The sequence below is a fragment of the Flavobacterium rakeshii genome (assembly GCF_009741375.1).
GTDB classification, from domain to species: domain Bacteria; phylum Bacteroidota; class Bacteroidia; order Flavobacteriales; family Flavobacteriaceae; genus Flavobacterium; species Flavobacterium rakeshii.
The window spans coordinates 135,552-153,117 of record NZ_WOWP01000062.1; the positions used below are offsets into that span (position 1 = coordinate 135,552).

Genomic DNA, 17,566 nt, shown 5'->3' on the forward strand with positions numbered 1-17,566 from the left:
AACGCATTACGAGTTGTTTTTCTCCCTAATCCTTTTATAAAACTTAAAACCAAGCATTATTAGTATGGAGAATAGTAAAATACCTACCACGCCATAAATCCAGTTTACGGCGTTTTTTAAAATTACTAAAAAAACAACGGCAAATAAAATTATGGTAGCCCCTTCGTTCCAAATACGCATAAAGTTTGAGGTATGTTTTATCTCATCACGCTGCAATTGTTTGAAAATAGAGTGGCATTTTAAATGGTACAGGTATAACAGGAATACAAACCCCAGCTTTACATGCATCCAGGGTTGTGACAGCCAAGCGTTACCCGTAGGGGTAAAAAACAGCATCCAGTAAGCAAAAATACTTGCCAGTACTGCCGATGGCCAGGTGATAATATACCACAACCTGTAAGCCATAATTTTGTATTGTTTGATAAGTATTTCCTTTTCGGGCGAAGGTTTATCGTTAGCCTCCAGGTGGTATACAAATAACCTCACTATGTAAAAAAGCCCGGCAAACCAGGTAATTACAAAAATGAGGTGCAGTGATTTTATGTAGTTATATTCCATTATTCTTTTTTAAGATGGTGTGTCATTTCCTGCCTTAAAAACAGCCCTGTTACTATGGTAGAGAGCACGTCTGCAATGGGGAATGAAACCCACACACCAAAAATACCAAAAAACTGTGGTAAAATAAGCACCAGCGGAATTAAGAAAAAACCCTGCTTGGAAAGCGTTAGTAATAGCGCTTTTGTAGCCTTACCGGCAGCCTGAAAATAAGCTGCCCCAATAAGTTGTACAGCTATAATAGGTGATGCTGCAAATACCCAGCGCAAAGCACCCGGGGTATCGGCTATTACAATGGCATCGGTAGTGAATACCGATACTATAGGTTTGGCAAAGGTTAGGACTACTATAAAAACAATTACGGCAAAAAGCGCGGCATATTTTATAGAGGTAAAAATGGTTTCCCTAACCCGGCTGTAGTTTTCGGCGCCATAGTTATATCCGGCAATAGGCATAAAACCCTGTGTAATTCCCAGTACCGGGAAAAGAGCAAACATAAGCATACGGCTTATTATACCATATACGGCAACGGCATGTTCGCCGCCTTCGGCATATAAGGTATGGTTAAGAATAATTGCCAGTATACTTATTACACCCTGCCTGGCAAAAGTTACAAAGCTTAACGATAGTATTTCGCGCGCCAGTTCCTTATGGAAAGTAAAATGCTTTAGTTCCAGTTTCAGTTCGCTTTTGTAAATAAAGAACCAAAGGATGTACAAAAAGCAAAGAAAGAAAGAGAATGCGGTTGCCAGTGCAGCACCAAACACACCAAGGTTTAATACCTTTATGAATACAATATCGAGTATAATGTTTGAAACTGCCGAAATGATCATAGCCACCATGGCGTGACGGGATTTGTCTTCGGAACGTATAACGTTGTTACCCGTCATACAAAATGCCTGAAAAGGTACGGCAAAAAGTATGGGTAAAAAGAATTCTTTAGCCGGAGCCATAATATCTCCGTTAGCACCAAAGGCAAAAAGGACCTCTTCACTAAAAAAGAATCCTATGATTACAAATAACGATGCAATCCCGAAGGTCATCATGATTTGATGGGCAAAGGTATTAAGGGCTTTTTCGCGGTTGCCCTTCCCCAATGCACGGGAGAGTACAGAGCTACCTCCTATACCGATGGCCATACCCATAGAGGATATGAAAAAGGTAATGGGCATAACAACCGAGAGGGCTGCTATGGCCAGTGCACCTATCCAACGGCCTACGAATATGGTGTCAATAAGGACATTAACTGTCATGAACAGGATGCCTATGGAAGCAGGAACCGACTGCTTGAAAAGCAGTTGCTTAATGTCCTTATTGGCTAAATCCGTATAGGTTATAGACATTATACCACAGGTTTTTCTGCGTTAGCCCACTCGTTTATCCAGTTTGCCACCACATCAACCCATTCATTATTATCATTAAGGCAAGGAATAGCATGGAAGTTTTCACCTCCGTGCTCTTTAAAATCTTCGTTGGCACGCATAGCAATTTCTTCCAGTGTTTCAAGGCAGTCTGCCACAAAAGCAGGGGTAACTACGGCAAGGTTTTTAATTCCTTTTGCCGGCATGTTGTTTATTTCGATGTCGGTATAAGGTTCAAGCCATTTGTCGCCCGCCAGCCTTGACTGGAAAGTAAGCGAATATTTATCTTCAGGGATGCCCAGTTGCTCTACAACCAGTCTGGTTGTTTCATAACACTGGTGGCGGTAGCAGAATTTATGTGCTGCCGATGGTGTTGTACAACAGGTATCGTTTATTTTACAATGTGATTTGGTCACATCGGTTTTTCTTATGTGTCGTTCCGGTATACCGTGGTAAGAGAACAGCAGGTGGTCATAATCAAAACCTTCCAGTGAGCCTTTAATGGAGTTTGCCAGTACTTTAATATAGTCGGGCTTATTATAAAACGCAGGGACATCGGTAAATGTCATTTGCGGGAATTTCTTTTTGCGAATTTCTTCTGCCAACACTAAAATAGTAAGGGTAGAAGCCATGGCATATTGCGGGTAAAGCGGGAAAAGCAATACCTCGGTTACACCCTGGTCTGCCAGTTGCTGTAATCCGGTTTCTATAGATGGTTTACCATAACGCATAGCCAGTGCTACAGGAAGTTCGGTTTTTTGTACCACTTTTTTGTGCATCCTTTCAGAAAGTACGATAAGCGGAGACCCTTCGTCCCACCATATTTTTTTGTAGGCTTCTGCCGAGTCTTCCGGTCTCTTCCTTAAAATGATACCTCTAACTAAAAGCGCCCTTAGTAAAAAAGGAACATCTATAACATACTTGTCCATAAGGAACTCGTCCAGATATGGCTTTACGTCTTTTGGTTCCGGACTGTCCGGAGATCCAAGGTTAACTAACAATACACCTTTCATGTTTATCTTACTGTTGTTGTTTTTAGTGTTTGTCCGGCAAAGGTCATCAAAAACCATGCTCGGAATATCAAAAAATTTATTTTTAACGAATGTTGAATGTTTATGATTTTCAGATTTGCTGCAATTTTATCAAAAACATCAAAATCAGATACTTTCTTCTAATAATTAGCTTCTATTCGGTTATAAAAAGAAATTAGGCATTAGGGTTTATAGACATCAGGTATTTTTTAGGGGTAGTGCCAAACTTCTTTTTAAAAGCAGCGATAAAATGGCTGGCAGTACTGTAGCCTATTCGCAAACCTACTTCGTTTACATTATAAGTTCCGCTATCCAACAGCTTGCGGGCATACTCCATTTTATAGTCAAACAAAAAGCTGTACACACTGTCGCCATAAATTTGCTTAAAGCCCATTTTAAGCTTTTTCAGGTTAATGCCTACCTGGTCTGCCAGTTCCTGTAGCCCTGGTGGTTCGGCCATGTTGGCAATAACAATATCTTTGGCTTTCCTTATTTTTATTACGTTGTCCTCGTCTACCAAAAACGGACACTGCTCTGTATTGGCATCTTCATTACGGTTAAAATACAGGCTAAGCAGCTCGTATACCTTTCCTTTAAAGTACAGTTTCCTTATGGACTGGTGGAGGTTAAAGTTAAACAGCTGGTTTAGCGCAATGGCCATAGACGGATTAATCTTATCGTCCTTATAGTATTTCTTGTCAATATTCTCTGAACTAAGGAACGGAATATAATCAGCTTCCTCTGAGAAAAAACTGTGAAACTTTTTGATGGAGATAAGTACTGAAATTACCCACGAATGTGGTGCTATTTCAAGGTGTACCGGCAGTTCCTTTTGCGGATTGTACAGAAAGAGCGATACCTCTTCCCTTAGGTCTAAAGCATAACGCCCCTGGTTGAATATAAACTTAGCTCTGCCTTTTAGCCCAAAGTGAAACTGAATTAAATCGGTATTTACATCCCTTTCAAAATGAGAGGTTTCGTCACTGTCGTTTTGGAAACGCAGTACAAAAAAATCATCTTCAATTTTAATTTCCTCGTGAGAACCCATAGCGATATTTTTTTAGCGGGATTTTTTAAAATATAAAATCCTTTTATTTAGAATTGGTCTAAATTATTTTTTCGCAAAACATTGATTTCATTGCAAATTTAGGGTATTTAAGGATTAAAAATGCATTTTGATCTAAAATATCCCACAGCGATACAAAAAGAACTTTGAGCGTTATTTTTTAATAAGCCTTAATGATAATTTTGTGATACTTTTAGGAAAGTGAGTACTATGGAGAATAATAACTTATCGAGGCACCTATACTTTTATGCAATAGGATTGAGCTACAAAAAGGCAGATGCCGAGATTAGGGGTAAGTTTAGCCTGGGCAATGAAGCAAAGACAGATGTGCTTGAGCAGGCTAAAAATGAAGGGGTAAGCAGCCTTGTTGTAATATCTACCTGTAACAGGACAGAGATATACGGGTTTGCACAACACCCGTTCCAGTTAATCAAATTACTTTGCGATAACAGTCAGGGTTCTGTAGAGGAATTCCAGCAGGTGGCTTTTGTTTATAAAGGCAAAGAAGCCATTAAACATATTTTTAGGGTAGGTACCGGGCTGGATAGCCAGATACTGGGAGACTTTGAAATTATAAGTCAGCTTAAAAGCGGCTTTGTGGAATCTAAATCAAAAGGACTTGCCAATGCCTTTATGGAAAGGCTGGTAAACAGTGTTATACAGGCAAGTAAGAAAATAAAGAATGAAACAGAACTTAGCTCGGGAGCCACTTCGGTTTCTTTTGCATCGGTTCAGTACATAATGCATAATGTGCAGGATGTTTCCAATAAAAATATACTGCTTTTCGGTACCGGGAAAATAGGCCGTAATACCTGTGAGAATCTTGTTAAGCATACCAAAAACGAACACATTGTTTTAATTAACAGGACCAAGGAAAAGGCAGAAAAGGTTGCCGGTAAGTTTAACCTTGTGGTGAAGGACTATGATGTGCTTCCGCTGGAAGTGCCAAAGGCCGATGTACTTGTTGTGGCTACAGGAGCACCTGTGCCAACCATAGATAAAGATATGCTGGTATTAAACAAACCGCTTTTAATACTGGATTTATCCATACCAAAAAATGTTCATGATAATGTAAGGGATCTGGACAATGTTACTGTTGTTCACCTTGACGACCTTTCTAAAATTACCGATGACACGCTGGAGAACAGGAAAAGACACATTCCTGCTGCCGAAATGATCATTGAGGAAATTAAAGATGACTTCATTAGTTGGATGAATGCCAGGAAGTTTGCCCCTACCATTCATGCCCTTAAAGAAAAGCTTAACTCAATAAAAGAGACCGAACTTAGCTTTCAACGCAAAAAAATAAGTAATTTTGATGAGGAACAGGCTGAGATAATCAGCAAGCGATTAATTCATAAAATTACAACACATTTTGCGAATCACTTAAAAGACAACGATACCATGGTAGATGAGAGCATTGAGTGGATAGAGAAAGTCTTTAAGATTGAAAATACTTCGAAATGAACAAAGCCATCAGAATAGGCACAAGAGATAGTGAGCTTGCCCTTTGGCAGGCTCATACTGTAGAAAAGAAGCTGAATGATTTAGGATATGCTACCGAGATTGTAGCAGTAAAATCAGACGGCGACGTTGTTTTAGATATTCCCCTTTACGAGTTTGGGATAACAGGTATATTTACCAAAACCCTTGATGTCGCTATGATAAAAGGACAGGTGGATATTGCCGTACACTCCATGAAAGATGTACCTACAGCCTTGCCAAAAGGTATAGTACAGGCTGCGGTATTAGAGCGTGCTAATGTGCGTGATATACTGGTACACAAAGGAAACCTTGATTTTTTACACGATGCGGGTACTATTGCTACGGGAAGCCTTCGCAGGCAGGCACAATGGCTTAACAGACACCCTAACCACAAGGTGACCGACCTGCGTGGTAACGTGAATACCAGACTTAGAAAACTTAGTGAAAACGACTGGAATGGTGCTGTATTTGCAAGCGCCGGACTGGAGCGTATAAACCTGCTTCCTGAAAACCACCTGGTTTTAGACTGGATGATACCTGCCCCTGCACAGGGCGCCATGCTTGTTGTAGCCATGGAGGAAGATACCTACACAAGGGAAGCACTGGCAAAACTAAACGATAATAAAACCGAAGTGGCTACGCATATAGAGCGTCAGTTTTTAAGGAAACTGGAAGGGGGCTGTACAGCTCCTATTGGTGCGCTGGCTACTATTGAAGATAACGAGATTCGCTTTGAAGGTGTGCTGCTCTCTATAGACGGGAAGCAGAAAATACACGTTGAGAAAGCTATGGCGGTCTCGGGAGACTTTAGTAACTTTGGTAATGACTGTGCTGAAGAAGTGCTTGCGAATGGCGGAACGGAATTAATGGCGGAGATACGCGAAAAACTTAAAAAATAGGCAATGGCTAGAAACCTGTCATATACATTATCAAAAATATACGGTTTTATTGACATCCTTTTAATAGTCTTCCTGATTTTTGATTTTGGCTATGAGAATATCATAACAGACTGGCTTAATCATAAAACACTTTATTTAACCTTTTTGGTACTGCTCCTTATAGGTTTTAATATGTTAAGAATTAAGCATGCCTACAAACCGGGCAGGCGTAAAATGTTTAAGGCTAATATGCTGGTACTTGTAGTTACCTTTATACTGGCATCTATAGCTTTTATAACCGGCGACGAGTACGGTCGGCTTAACGATGTAAACTTTATACTCGATACCGGCCTTATACTTTACTTCTTTTTAAGGCTTACTAATCTTATCCGTAAGTTATACGACATTTACTATAACCCCACCATATTGTTTGTGGGGAGTTTTGCCATTGTGGGGCTTATAGGAGCTTTTTTGTTAATGTTGCCTAATGCCACAACAAACGGTATAACCTTTACCGATGCCTTTTTTACCTCAATTAGTGCGGTGTGTGTTACCGGTTTGGTAGTGCTTGACACGGCTAAAGATTTTACCTTTATGGGTAAAACAGTAATACTGGTTCTTATTCAGGTGGGCGGTATAGGGATGCTTACCTTTACCTCTTTCTTTGCTTACTTTTTTAAGCAGAGTTCCTCGTTTAGGGAAGGGATGAATGTAAGTAGTTTTGTGGAGAGCGAAGGGCTTCATGATGTAATGCGCCTGGCTATGCGAGTGGTGGTATTTACCCTGAGTATAGAGATAGTAGGTGCCTTTTTTATATACTACAGTATTAATGATGTTGCCGAGATAAAGAACAAGTTTTTCTTCTCGCTGTTCCATTCTATTTCGGCTTTTTGTAATGCAGGATTCTCTACGCTTTCCAGCGGACTGAACGATACAGCACTACAGGAGGCATACCAGTTCCAGTGGATTGTAATGCACCTTGTTATATTGGGCGGACTGGGTTATAATATAGTATTCAACTTTTTGCGCTACATAAAACGATTTGTAATGAGTATGGTAGCAAACAGGCGAATGTATACCACAGTAAGGGTTATTACATTGAACTCCAAAATAGTGGTAATTACCACAGCCATACTGTTAACGGGAGGTACGCTGTTTTTCTTTTTTGCAGAGAAAGGACACCTGTTCCAAAATGAATCGTTTTATGGTAAAGTTACATCGGCGGCGTTTACTTCGGTTACAGCCAGAACAGCCGGATTCAATACTTTTGATTTTGCCGATCTTTCCATGCCAGCCATCCTTTTTGTTATCTTTTTAATGTGGATTGGTGCCTCACCGGGATCTACCGGTGGTGGTATAAAAACCAGTACCTTTGCACTGGCTACACTAAATATAGTGGCTATTGCAAAAGGCAAGGAACACATCGAATTAAGAGGCCGAAAAATAAACAACCAGTCGGTTAAACGTGCTTTTGCCATTATATGTATATCGTTAATGGTAATAGGTTTGGGTATTTTAATGATACTGTTTTTTGAGAAAGATTTTACCCTTATACAAATAGCGTTCGAAACGTTCTCGGCCTTCAGTACCGTTGGGCTTAGCCTGGGTATAACGGCAGGGCTTAGTGTAGGTAGTAAATATGTTTTAATATGTGTAATGTTCTTTGGTAGGATAGGTTTACTCAACCTTTTAATAGGTATGATGAAACGACTGCATACGCAAAACTATAACTACCCTGAAGAGAACATTTTAATTAACTAAAATAAAAGAATATGAAGATTATCATCTTTGGATTGGGAAATTTCGGGATGTCACTGGCGGTAAACCTGACAGAGACCGGAAATGAGGTTATTGGGATTGATAATAAGATGGATAAGGTAAATATCGTTAAGGATAAAATTTCGCATGCCATATGTATGGATGCCACTAACGAGCAGGCCTATAAGGCACTCCCTATAAAGGATGCCGATATTGCTGTTATCGCTATTGGTGAGAACGAGGGTGCAGCTATTATTGCTACGGCGGTAGTTAAAAAGCTTACCAATGCAAAAATCATTGGGCGTTCGTTATCTCCTATTCACGATACGGTACTTAATGCAATGGGTATTGAAAATATTATTCACCCAGAGCAGGATTTTGCCGACAGGCTCGCCAAGAAAATTAACCTTAAAGGGATAGTGGATAACTTTAATATTGATAAAAACTATTCGATATCTGAACTTAAAGCCGGACCAGAATTTGCCGGGAAAACACTGGAAGAATTAAACTTTCAGGAAAAGTTTACGCTCAGGGTTATTACCATATTAAGGAGAAAAGTAAGAAAAACCATTTTGGGTACTACAAACTTCGTACAGCAGTCAGAAGGATTTGTAGACAAGAATACGGTTATAGAAGAAGGCGATATACTTGTGGTATTCGGCCTTAATAAAGATGTGGGCAAATTTTGCAGCCGCAGGTAAAACAGTAAAGGTTTGGAAGGCGGTATCCGTATATTATCCACTAAAAAACTGCAGGGAAACCACAGGCAGTACCTGCTTAATGCAGGGCTTAGTGTATTGGAAGCCGACTTTATCACTACGGTAAACAAACCGTTTGAACTGGGGGATATACCCCATAACCTGATTTTTACCAGTCAGAATGCATTTAAAAGTTTTCTGCTTAACGGCGGGAGTACACAATATAAAGGGAGCAGTATTTTTTGTGTGGGAACCAAAACAGCCGAACTGGTAAAACAGCACGGATATAGGGTTGAGGTTTGTGCCGATTATGCCAAAGACCTTTCCCAAATAATACTACAGCAGTATAAGGAAAGGGAGTTTGTATTCTTTTCGGGAAACCTTAGGCAGGACACATTGCCGTTAGCTCTTAAAGGAGCGGGTATAAGGCTTACCGAAATACAGGCGTATGAAACGGCATTAACGCCACATAAAATAAATGCCGAACTGAACGGAGTACTGTTTTTCAGTCCGTCGGGGATTGAGAGCTTCCTTCAGGAAAACGAAATAAGCAATACTGTTTGCTTTTGCATAGGCACAACCACGGCAAAGGCTTTACAGGGAATAACAGAAAATATAGTGGTCGCAAACCACCCATCGGTAGAAAATGTGATTATACAATGTATTAATTATTATAAAGATAATCCTGCAAGGTTTTAAAAACCTTGTAGGTATAAAAATGAAATTAGAAGCATTATATAAAGGCTGTACTTATCATATTTATAATAGAGGTATAAATGGATGTGCTATTTTTAATAATGAGGATAATAAAAAGTATTTTTTAAAATTATTTGATAAGTACCTGAGTGATATTGTAAAGGTTTATGCTTACTGTCTTATGGATAATCATTTTCATTTATTAATAAATGTTAATGAAGAAGAAAAAAAGGTAGTACAGGCATTCTCTAATTTGTTCAATGCTTATGCAAAAGCTTTTAATAAGTATACAGAAAGAACGGGGAGCTTATTTGAAAAGCACTTTAAAAGAATTAATGTTACGGATGAAGATTATATTAAGAGGCTCATAGTTTATATTCATCTTAATCCCAAGCATCATTTTGATTTAGATTTTGAAGATTTTATGTTTTCATCATATAAAGCATTTATATCTGAAAAAGAGACTAAGCTTGAACGTGATTACGTTTTAGAATTATTTGGAGATAGAGATAACTTTATTTTTGTCCATAATGAGAGGAGTGAATTTATTGAACAACAATATTTATTAGAATAGGAAGTAAACCTACAAGGTTTTTAAAAACCTTGCAGGAGAAAAATAAACAGAAAAAATGATCAAGAACGACTTATTTTTAAAAGCGCTACGCAACGAAACAGTAGAAAGGCCACCGGTATGGATGATGCGCCAGGCAGGAAGATATTTACCTGAGTTTCGTGCACTAAGGGACAAATATGACTTTTTTACCCGTTGCCAGACACCGGAACTTGCAGCCGAAATCACGGTTCAGCCAATACGTATCGTTAAGCCGGATGCAGCTATCTTATTTTCTGATATCCTTGTGGTACCACAGGCTATGGGTATTGAGGTGCTTATGAAAGAAAATATAGGTCCGTTTTTACCAAACCCTATACGCACAGCACAGGATGTGGAGCAGGTGCGTATACCGGATATTCATGAGTCACTTGGTTATGTAATGGATGCCATTAAACTTACCAAAGAGATGCTTAATGATGAGGTACCGTTAATAGGTTTTGCGGGATCACCGTGGACCATTTTCTGTTATGCTGTAGAGGGTAAAGGCTCTAAAAGCTTTGATACGGCAAAAGGATTTTGTTTCTCCCAGCCGGAAGCTGCCCATGCACTGCTTCAAAAAATAACCGATACTACCATTGCTTACCTTAAAGAAAAAGTGAAAGCAGGTGTAAATGCCGTACAGGTGTTTGACAGCTGGGGAGGTATGCTTTCTCCGGTAGATTATCAGGAATTCTCATGGAAATACATTAACCAGATTGTTGAGGCCCTGGCTCCCGAAACTCACGTTATCGTGTTTGGTAAAGGATGTTGGTTTGCCCTTAATGAAATGGGACAAAGTAAAGCTTCGGCACTTGGTGTAGACTGGACCTGTTCGGCACGTAATGCACGTTACCTATCGGGCGGACAAATAACACTACAGGGTAACTTCGACCCTTCACGACTATTATCACCTATACCAACCATTAAGAAAATGGTACACCAAATGATTGATGAGTTTGGTAAGGACAATTATATCGTTAACCTTGGTCATGGTATATTACCAAATATTCCGGTAGATCATGCCAAGGCATTTATCGACGCAGTAAAAGAATATCGTTAATAGTAGTATTCAGGAACAGTAGCAGGCTTTAGGGCAGGCTACTGTACACTGATTACGAAATACCACAATGTTATGCCGCTTAGTTTAGGTTTAAGGGATGAAGACAACGAAAGGATAAACAATCAGCTTAAAAAACTGATATCCCTTGTTTTTGTACCCGACGGATGGAGTGACAATAATGCAGATGCCCAGCTTGAAGGGATAGGTTTATCATTGATAAAACTTAAAACTATTACTACGGAAGCGCTTAATAACCATTTGGCAGAGGCCGGTACAGACTGGCAGAATATGGAGCTTTTTGCCGACTTCCTGGCAAAGCTTTCTGAAAAGGAAAACTACGGCGAACTAAAACAAAAGGCTATATCTTTATATAGTTACATACAATCAGGGAGCAAAGTTTTTTCTTTTGATATAGCAAACAAAATATCCCGTTTAAAATAGCATGCCATGGAAACTGTAAGCTGGAGAACAGACCGTATAGCACAAATACTTCCACAGGAGTTTTTTAACCTTGTGGACAGGAACAGAGAGCACATACGCAAAACATTTCCAATTACGGCTTTTGCCAATTCTGACCTTGAGAAAACCGAACAGTTCCTTACACAGGCACTGGAAACCGAACAGAAAGAAGAAGGTTATTACTTTTACCTGCGCAGTCCGCTTACCACAAAGCTTATAGGTTATGTCGTGGTTAAAAACATTTCTGTAAGGACCAGTAAATGTGAACTGGCTTATTTTATAGATATGGATTATGAGGGTAAAGGGATAACAACAAAAGCAGTTGCCAATGCTGTTGATTTTTGTTTTACAGAAATAGGGATGAATAAGGTTTTTATATGTACCTCTCCGGTAAATAAGGGTAGCCAGCGTATTGCCGAAAAGAACGGTTTTGTAAAGGAAGGTATACTTAGACAGGAGTTTAGGAACGGATATGGCGAGTTTGAAGATATTATTTATTTCGGACTATTAAAATCAGATCATTACAATACAAATGAAAGATAAATTTTACCAATACATACAGGATTTACAGGATACCATAACATCAAAGTTGGAAGCGGTAGACGGCAAAGCAAAATTTAGGCAGGACCTTTGGGAACGCCCTGAAGGTGGTGGTGGTCGCACCCGTGTTATAGAAAACGGCAATGTGTTTGAAAAGGGAGGGGTGAATATCTCTGCCGTACACGGTCCGTTACCTAAGGCAATGCAGACTTATTTTAATGTAGGCGATGTTGATTTTTTTGCCTGCGGACTTAGTCTTGTAATACACCCTAAAAATCCGTTTGTACCTACAGTGCATGCCAACTGGAGGTATTTTGAAATGTATGATAAACAGGGTAACCTGGTAAACAGTTGGTTTGGCGGTGGTCAGGATTTAACGCCTTATTACCTTTTTGAGGAAGATGCAAAACACTTTCACCAAACCTGTAAAACAGCCTGCGATAAGCATAATCCGGAATTTTATGCTAAATTTAAGCAACAGTGTGACGACTATTTCTGGAATGCACACCGCAATGAAGCACGTGGTGTAGGCGGACTGTTTTTTGACCACTGTAAGGCTACCGATAGCTTTAGTATGGAAAACTGGTATGACTTTGTGACCGAAGTAGGTGACAGTTTCCTTGAGGCGTATGTGCCTATTGTTGAAAGAAGAAAAGATACTGAATATACAGATGAGAACAGGACATGGCAGGAAATACGCCGTGGCCGTTATGTAGAATTTAACCTGGTGCATGACAAGGGTACGCTTTTCGGGCTTAAAACCAATGGCAGGATGGAGAGTATCCTTATGAGCTTGCCGCCACATGTACAATGGGTATACGACCATCATCCTGAAAAGGGTAGTGAGGAAGAGAAATTGATAAAAGTATTAATGAAACCGGTTAATTGGGTATAAAAGGATTCATAGGGATGGTATTGCTAACAGGCTCAGGTTGCTTTGCACAGGCCGACAGTATTACCAGTGCCTATATCCAAAAATTCCCCGATAAATTATCGGTACAGCTGTTTACGCTCAAAACCTCAAATCAGTTTACTATTGATTATCAGGACATCGGCAGGACCATAAGTGTGGAGCCTAACGAGAAAAGAACACTGGGCATAGCAGTACAGTATGATTTTATATCATTTAGTTTGGGGTTTGCCCCTAAGTTCTTTACAGAAAATAAGGATAACAGGGATAGTAAGATGACTTCCTTTGGGCTTAACCTGTTTTTAGGGAAATGGATGCAGCATTTTGATTTGTATTACCAAAAGGGCATTTCGCTGAAGGAGGAAGGTTATGAGGAGGCTTACCTGGCAGGGCTAAAAACCATAAAAATAGGTGGTAGCACCAGTTATGTGTTTAATGATAATTATTCGTTTAGGGCACTGGCTTTTCAAAACGAAAGGCAGCTTAAAAGTACGGGGAGTTTTGCACCGTCGCTCAGTTATTATTATACCGAGTTTAACGGCAGGAAAGAACCGCAACTGGGAGGTAAAAGCTATTTTGTAGATGTAGCACTAGCTCCGGCTTACAATTACAACTGGGTAGTGGCAAAAAAGGTACTTATTGCCGGAGGACTGTCTGTAGGCGCAGGAGTTACTTATACGAAAGACGGTAGCGTTAGTGATACCGATTTTTTGACACAGGCAGGTTTAACACTGTCATTGGGATATAATTCTGAAACCTTTTATGGCGGGGTTTATGCCAAGGGCTTAGTGTCAAACCATGATGCCGACACCGCTGTAAATATGGACGATACCATTGCTTATGGCACGGTGTTTTTTGGTTACAGGTTTGATCCGCCAAGATTCCTGAAGGAAAAAACAGAAGAGATAAAAGAGAAAATAAAAATTTAAATATACAAATACATGTTCCCTATACACAGAAACAGGAGATTAAGAACAACCGATGCCATGCGCGCGCTGGTAAGGGAAACGGTTCTTACACCAAACGATTTTATGTTCCCTATGTTCATTGCCGAAGGGCAAAATGTGGAAATTCCTATACCGTCTATGCCGGGTATTTTCCGTCGTTCTGTAGATTTAACGGTTAAGGAAGTAAAAGAACTTTGGAGTCTTGGGGTAAAGGCAGTAAATATTTATGTAAAGGTTAGCGATAACCTTAAAGATAATACCGGTAAGGAAGCCTGGAATCCAGACGGACTGATGCAACAGGCTATTAAAGCTATAAAAGATGCTGTTCCGGGTATGGTAGTTATGCCCGATGTGGCTCTTGATCCATATTCTATTTACGGTCATGACGGTATTGTAGAGAACGGAGAAATACTTAACGATCCTACTGTTGATGCACTTACCCGTATGAGTTTAAGCCATGCCGATGCAGGAGCCGATTTTGTTGCGCCAAGTGATATGATGGACGGTCGTGTTTTGGCTATCCGTAAGGCACTGGAAGAAAATGGGCATCACAATGTGGGTATCATGAGCTACAGTGCTAAGTATGCCTCATCATTCTACGGACCGTTTAGGGATGCGCTTGATTCTGCTCCCGGGTTTGGGGATAAGAAAACCTACCAAATGGATTATGCTAACCGTATTGAAGCGATTAAGGAAGCATTGCATGATGTGGAAGAAGGTGCTGATATTGTAATGGTAAAACCGGGTATTGCTTACCTTGATATTGTACGCGAGGTTAAAAATTCGGTTAATGTTCCGGTATCGGTATATCAGGTTTCGGGAGAGTATGCTATGGTTAAGGCTGCTGCCGAAAAAGGATGGCTGGATCACGACAGGATAATGCTGGAACAACTGCATTGTATTAAGCGTGCAGGTGCCGATATTATTTCGACTTATTTTGCCAAGGAAGCCGCTATACTTTTAAACAAATAATATTATATTGCCTCATCGCCAACTGTTGGGGCATATTTTTATACCATGAAAAAACTACTACTACTGCTATTAACTGTTTCGCTGTTTTCATGCAAACAGGAAGAGAAAAAAGAAACTATTGTTACTACTAAATCATCTGATGAAGGTGCAGAGGCTGCGGGTATATCCCAAGATCCTTCTGTTGCTTTAGGACGTGATATTTTTAACGGCAAAGGGAATTGTTTTTCCTGTCATAAACCAGAGAAAAAAGTGATTGGGCCAAGCATAGCTCAAATAGCCCAGATATATAAAGAGAAAAACGGAGATATGGTTCAGTTTCTAAAAGGAAAAGGAGAACCACTGGTAGATCCGTCACAATATGAGGTAATGAAAACCAACTTTTTAATTACCAAAAACTTCTCAGACAAAGAGCTGAAAGCACTGGAAGATTATATGTACAGTATTATTGAAAAGTAATACAGGTATTGGTGTTCGGTAATTGCTGTGCCGGTTATCGAACACTAAATACTACCCGGGAGCTACCAGTTTAAACCCTATTCTTGGTATGTTCTCTATACGGATGCTTTCGTCTTCACGGAAAATTTTCCTTAATCGGGAAATAAACACATCCATACTTCGTCCCATAAAATAATCATCAGTACCCCAAAGTGATTTCAGTATCACTTCGCGTTTCAGTATGGTGTTTTTATGTTCTATAAACAGTTTTAAGAGTGCTGCTTCTCTTTCGGTTAGCATTATTGTTTCTTTCCCTTTGGTAAGGGCATAATTTTCGGGGTCAAATACAAAAGCACCTATGGTATGTGTTATGTTTTTCACTTCCACATGCTTCTGGCTGCGTTGCAGGAACACTTCAATTTTTAAAATAAGTTCCTCAATACTGTAGGGTTTAACAAGATAGTCGTCGGCACCCAGTTTAAGCCCTTTAATGCGGTCTTCTTTAAGGGTTTTTGCCGAAAGGAAAATAATAGGGATTTCCACATCCAGTTCGCGTATTGCTGCTGCGAGGTCAAACCCGTCCATTCCCGGTAACATAATATCCAGTACACACAGGTCGAAAGCACTTTTTTTAAAAGCTTCAAAAGCCTCATTTCCGTTAGCGAAGTGTACTACCTCATAATGCTGTTCCAAATTATCTGATGTGAGGAAAGCCAGAGTGTTATCGTCTTCTACGTAGAGTATTTTTTTCCTGCTCATAGTATGCTCTTTTTAGGTATGGCAATGGTTACGGTAATACCTTTATCGGGGTTATTTATAATGCTGATTTTCCATTTATGAAGATCGCATATTTTTTTTACATAAAATAATCCGAGACCGAAACCTTCAACCTCCTCTTTGTTTTCACGCGGTACACGGTAAAATCGGTCAAATACATAATCCAAATGAGTTTTAGGGATACCCGGGCCGTTATCGGTAAAGCGTATTTCCAGTTTTTTAGCAGTTTCCACAAGGTCAATATCTACCTGTGTACTTCCGTTAGGACCATACTTTACGGCATTCTCCACTATATTAAAAGCAATATTATAAAAGTGGAATTCATCGGCATATATATTGTAATCGCCCTTAGCGCTGTTAAGGTTTATGGTAGCATGATTGTATTTAAGCAGGGCATTATCCCTAACCAGTTCAAGAGAATCCATAATGTTGAATTCCTTTTTATGAATACCGCGGTGCATCCCGTCAGACTTCGCCACGTTAAGTACCTTTTCCACATGCTGGTTGAGTTTGTTACTTTGCTCAATAACAATTTCCAGATACTTATTAAGTTTCGGGTTAGCTTCAATTTCCGGTTGTTTTACAGCATAGTTTGACGCAATGAGTATGGATGACAAGGGTGTTTTAAACTCATGGGTCATATTATTGATAAAGTCCTTTTGGAGCTCGCTGTATTTTTTTTGTTTCAGCATAAGGAAAACCGAATACACATAAATAACCAGTACCAGGAATAGTACCCCTGTGTATATCCAGTATTGCTGTAGTGACAAAATATAACTGTTTTTAAGTTCGGGGAAACGTACAGCAAAGTAGTATACCAGTTCTTCTTTTTTGGTAAAACAGTTTTCGCACTTCTTTTCGTTTTTAACCGAACTTCCGTTATTTGAAATATATTCTCCATATACCATCTCGTCTGAGGCACAATTGTAAATGGCATATTCGTAATCCATATCAAGTTTTACCTTTTGAAACTCCAGGTTGAGGTAGTATTCCAGTATGGGTGCTTCAAAAGCATTATCCACGTTAACTACATAATAATCTTCCGATACTTTTTTAATAGGGGAAGCCGCAGGCAGTTCGTTATTATTGTCGCGGTATATTTTGGTTACCACATCCTGCAGGGCAAAGTGTATTTTTTCGCCAATTTCCTTTTTCTCAAAAGTATAGGCCTGATTTAGCATAAGCAATTGCATGATTAGCACTCCGCCTATGGCGATAAATCCTATAAATACGACTATATTTAGTTTGCTGAATTTCAAAACACCCATTTTATCAGGTCGATATTACTTTAAAAAACGCTACCGTACAACACGTTAACATGTTATTAACAAGAGTTTGAAGCTGAT

19 protein-coding genes are annotated in these 17,566 nt (G+C 39.6%); 13 read left to right on the plus strand and 6 right to left on the minus strand.

Annotated elements, in window-relative coordinates:
- Window positions 1-6: 6 nt before the first annotated feature.
- From GN157_RS16435 to GN157_RS16450, 4 genes are all read right to left on the minus strand, one after another.
- Window positions 7-558, minus strand: a complete 552-nt coding sequence (locus GN157_RS16435; protein ID WP_157484568.1) for a CopD family protein — start codon at window positions 556-558, stop codon at window positions 7-9.
- Window positions 558-1,898, minus strand: coding sequence for an MATE family efflux transporter (locus GN157_RS16440; protein ID WP_157484569.1), 1,341 nt, complete (start codon window positions 1,896-1,898; stop codon window positions 558-560). Before GN157_RS16440 ends, GN157_RS16435 begins: the two co-directional genes overlap by 1 nt.
- Window positions 1,898-2,929 (minus strand): ferrochelatase, encoded by a 1,032-nt coding sequence (gene hemH / locus GN157_RS16445; RefSeq protein WP_157484570.1) that lies wholly within the window; start codon window positions 2,927-2,929, stop codon window positions 1,898-1,900. The genes GN157_RS16440 and hemH overlap by 1 nt, the downstream gene beginning before the upstream one ends.
- A gap of 193 nt (window positions 2,930-3,122) precedes the next feature.
- Window positions 3,123-3,995: a helix-turn-helix transcriptional regulator gene (locus GN157_RS16450; RefSeq protein WP_035131588.1), complete on the minus strand. Its 873-nt coding sequence runs from the start codon at window positions 3,993-3,995 to the stop codon at window positions 3,123-3,125.
- Window positions 3,996-4,223: 228 nt separating this feature from the next.
- On the opposite strand from GN157_RS16450, the gene hemA reads away from it, so the two are divergent.
- From hemA to GN157_RS16515, 13 genes are all read left to right on the plus strand, one after another.
- Window positions 4,224-5,480: a glutamyl-tRNA reductase gene (gene hemA, locus GN157_RS16455; RefSeq protein WP_157484571.1), complete on the plus strand. Its 1,257-nt coding sequence runs from the start codon at window positions 4,224-4,226 to the stop codon at window positions 5,478-5,480.
- Window positions 5,477-6,397 (plus strand): hydroxymethylbilane synthase, encoded by a 921-nt coding sequence (gene hemC, locus GN157_RS16460; RefSeq protein ID WP_157484572.1) that lies wholly within the window; start codon window positions 5,477-5,479, stop codon window positions 6,395-6,397. The genes hemA and hemC overlap by 4 nt, the downstream gene beginning before the upstream one ends.
- A 3-nt stretch (window positions 6,398-6,400) precedes the next feature.
- Complete coding sequence (locus GN157_RS16465) at window positions 6,401-8,137, plus strand: TrkH family potassium uptake protein (protein WP_157484573.1); 1,737 nt, start codon at window positions 6,401-6,403, stop codon at window positions 8,135-8,137.
- Between the two features lie 11 nt (window positions 8,138-8,148).
- Window positions 8,149-8,835 (plus strand): potassium channel family protein, encoded by a 687-nt coding sequence (locus GN157_RS16470; protein WP_157484574.1) that lies wholly within the window; start codon window positions 8,149-8,151, stop codon window positions 8,833-8,835.
- Between the two features lie 12 nt (window positions 8,836-8,847).
- Window positions 8,848-9,531 carry a uroporphyrinogen-III synthase gene (locus tag GN157_RS16475; protein WP_157484575.1) on the plus strand — a complete coding sequence of 228 codons (684 nt, stop codon included), beginning with the start codon at window positions 8,848-8,850 and terminating at the stop codon, window positions 9,529-9,531.
- A 19-nt stretch (window positions 9,532-9,550) separates the two neighbouring features.
- Window positions 9,551-10,102 (plus strand): transposase, encoded by a 552-nt coding sequence (locus GN157_RS16480; protein WP_157484576.1) that lies wholly within the window; start codon window positions 9,551-9,553, stop codon window positions 10,100-10,102.
- 55 nt (window positions 10,103-10,157) lie between these two features.
- The gene (gene hemE / locus GN157_RS16485) at window positions 10,158-11,180 is read left to right on the plus strand and encodes a uroporphyrinogen decarboxylase (RefSeq protein WP_035131569.1); all 1,023 of its coding nucleotides are present in this window, start codon (window positions 10,158-10,160) and stop codon (window positions 11,178-11,180) included.
- Between the two features lie 72 nt (window positions 11,181-11,252).
- Window positions 11,253-11,621 carry a hypothetical protein gene (locus GN157_RS16490; RefSeq protein WP_157484577.1) on the plus strand — a complete coding sequence of 123 codons (369 nt, stop codon included), beginning with the start codon at window positions 11,253-11,255 and terminating at the stop codon, window positions 11,619-11,621.
- A gap of 6 nt (window positions 11,622-11,627) precedes the next feature.
- Complete coding sequence (locus GN157_RS16495) at window positions 11,628-12,182, plus strand: GNAT family N-acetyltransferase (RefSeq protein WP_157484578.1); 555 nt, start codon at window positions 11,628-11,630, stop codon at window positions 12,180-12,182.
- Window positions 12,172-13,074, plus strand: a complete 903-nt coding sequence (gene hemF, locus GN157_RS16500) for an oxygen-dependent coproporphyrinogen oxidase (RefSeq protein WP_157484579.1) — start codon at window positions 12,172-12,174, stop codon at window positions 13,072-13,074. The genes GN157_RS16495 and hemF overlap by 11 nt, the downstream gene beginning before the upstream one ends.
- Window positions 13,065-14,018 (plus strand): DUF4421 family protein, encoded by a 954-nt coding sequence (locus tag GN157_RS16505; RefSeq protein ID WP_157484580.1) that lies wholly within the window; start codon window positions 13,065-13,067, stop codon window positions 14,016-14,018. Before hemF ends, GN157_RS16505 begins: the two co-directional genes overlap by 10 nt.
- 12 nt (window positions 14,019-14,030) lie before the next feature.
- Window positions 14,031-15,008 (plus strand): porphobilinogen synthase, encoded by a 978-nt coding sequence (gene hemB / locus GN157_RS16510; protein WP_157484581.1) that lies wholly within the window; start codon window positions 14,031-14,033, stop codon window positions 15,006-15,008.
- A 45-nt stretch (window positions 15,009-15,053) separates the two neighbouring features.
- Complete coding sequence (locus GN157_RS16515; protein WP_157484582.1) at window positions 15,054-15,464, plus strand: c-type cytochrome; 411 nt, start codon at window positions 15,054-15,056, stop codon at window positions 15,462-15,464.
- A 51-nt stretch (window positions 15,465-15,515) separates the two neighbouring features.
- Here the strand turns inward: GN157_RS16515 and GN157_RS16520 are convergent, their stop codons facing one another.
- Entirely contained in the window at window positions 15,516-16,202 is a 687-nt protein-coding gene (locus GN157_RS16520) for a response regulator transcription factor (RefSeq protein WP_157484583.1), read from the minus strand.
- Complete coding sequence (locus GN157_RS16525) at window positions 16,199-17,479, minus strand: sensor histidine kinase (protein WP_157484584.1); 1,281 nt, start codon at window positions 17,477-17,479, stop codon at window positions 16,199-16,201. The genes GN157_RS16520 and GN157_RS16525 overlap by 4 nt, the downstream gene beginning before the upstream one ends.
- Window positions 17,480-17,566 lie beyond the last annotated feature (87 nt).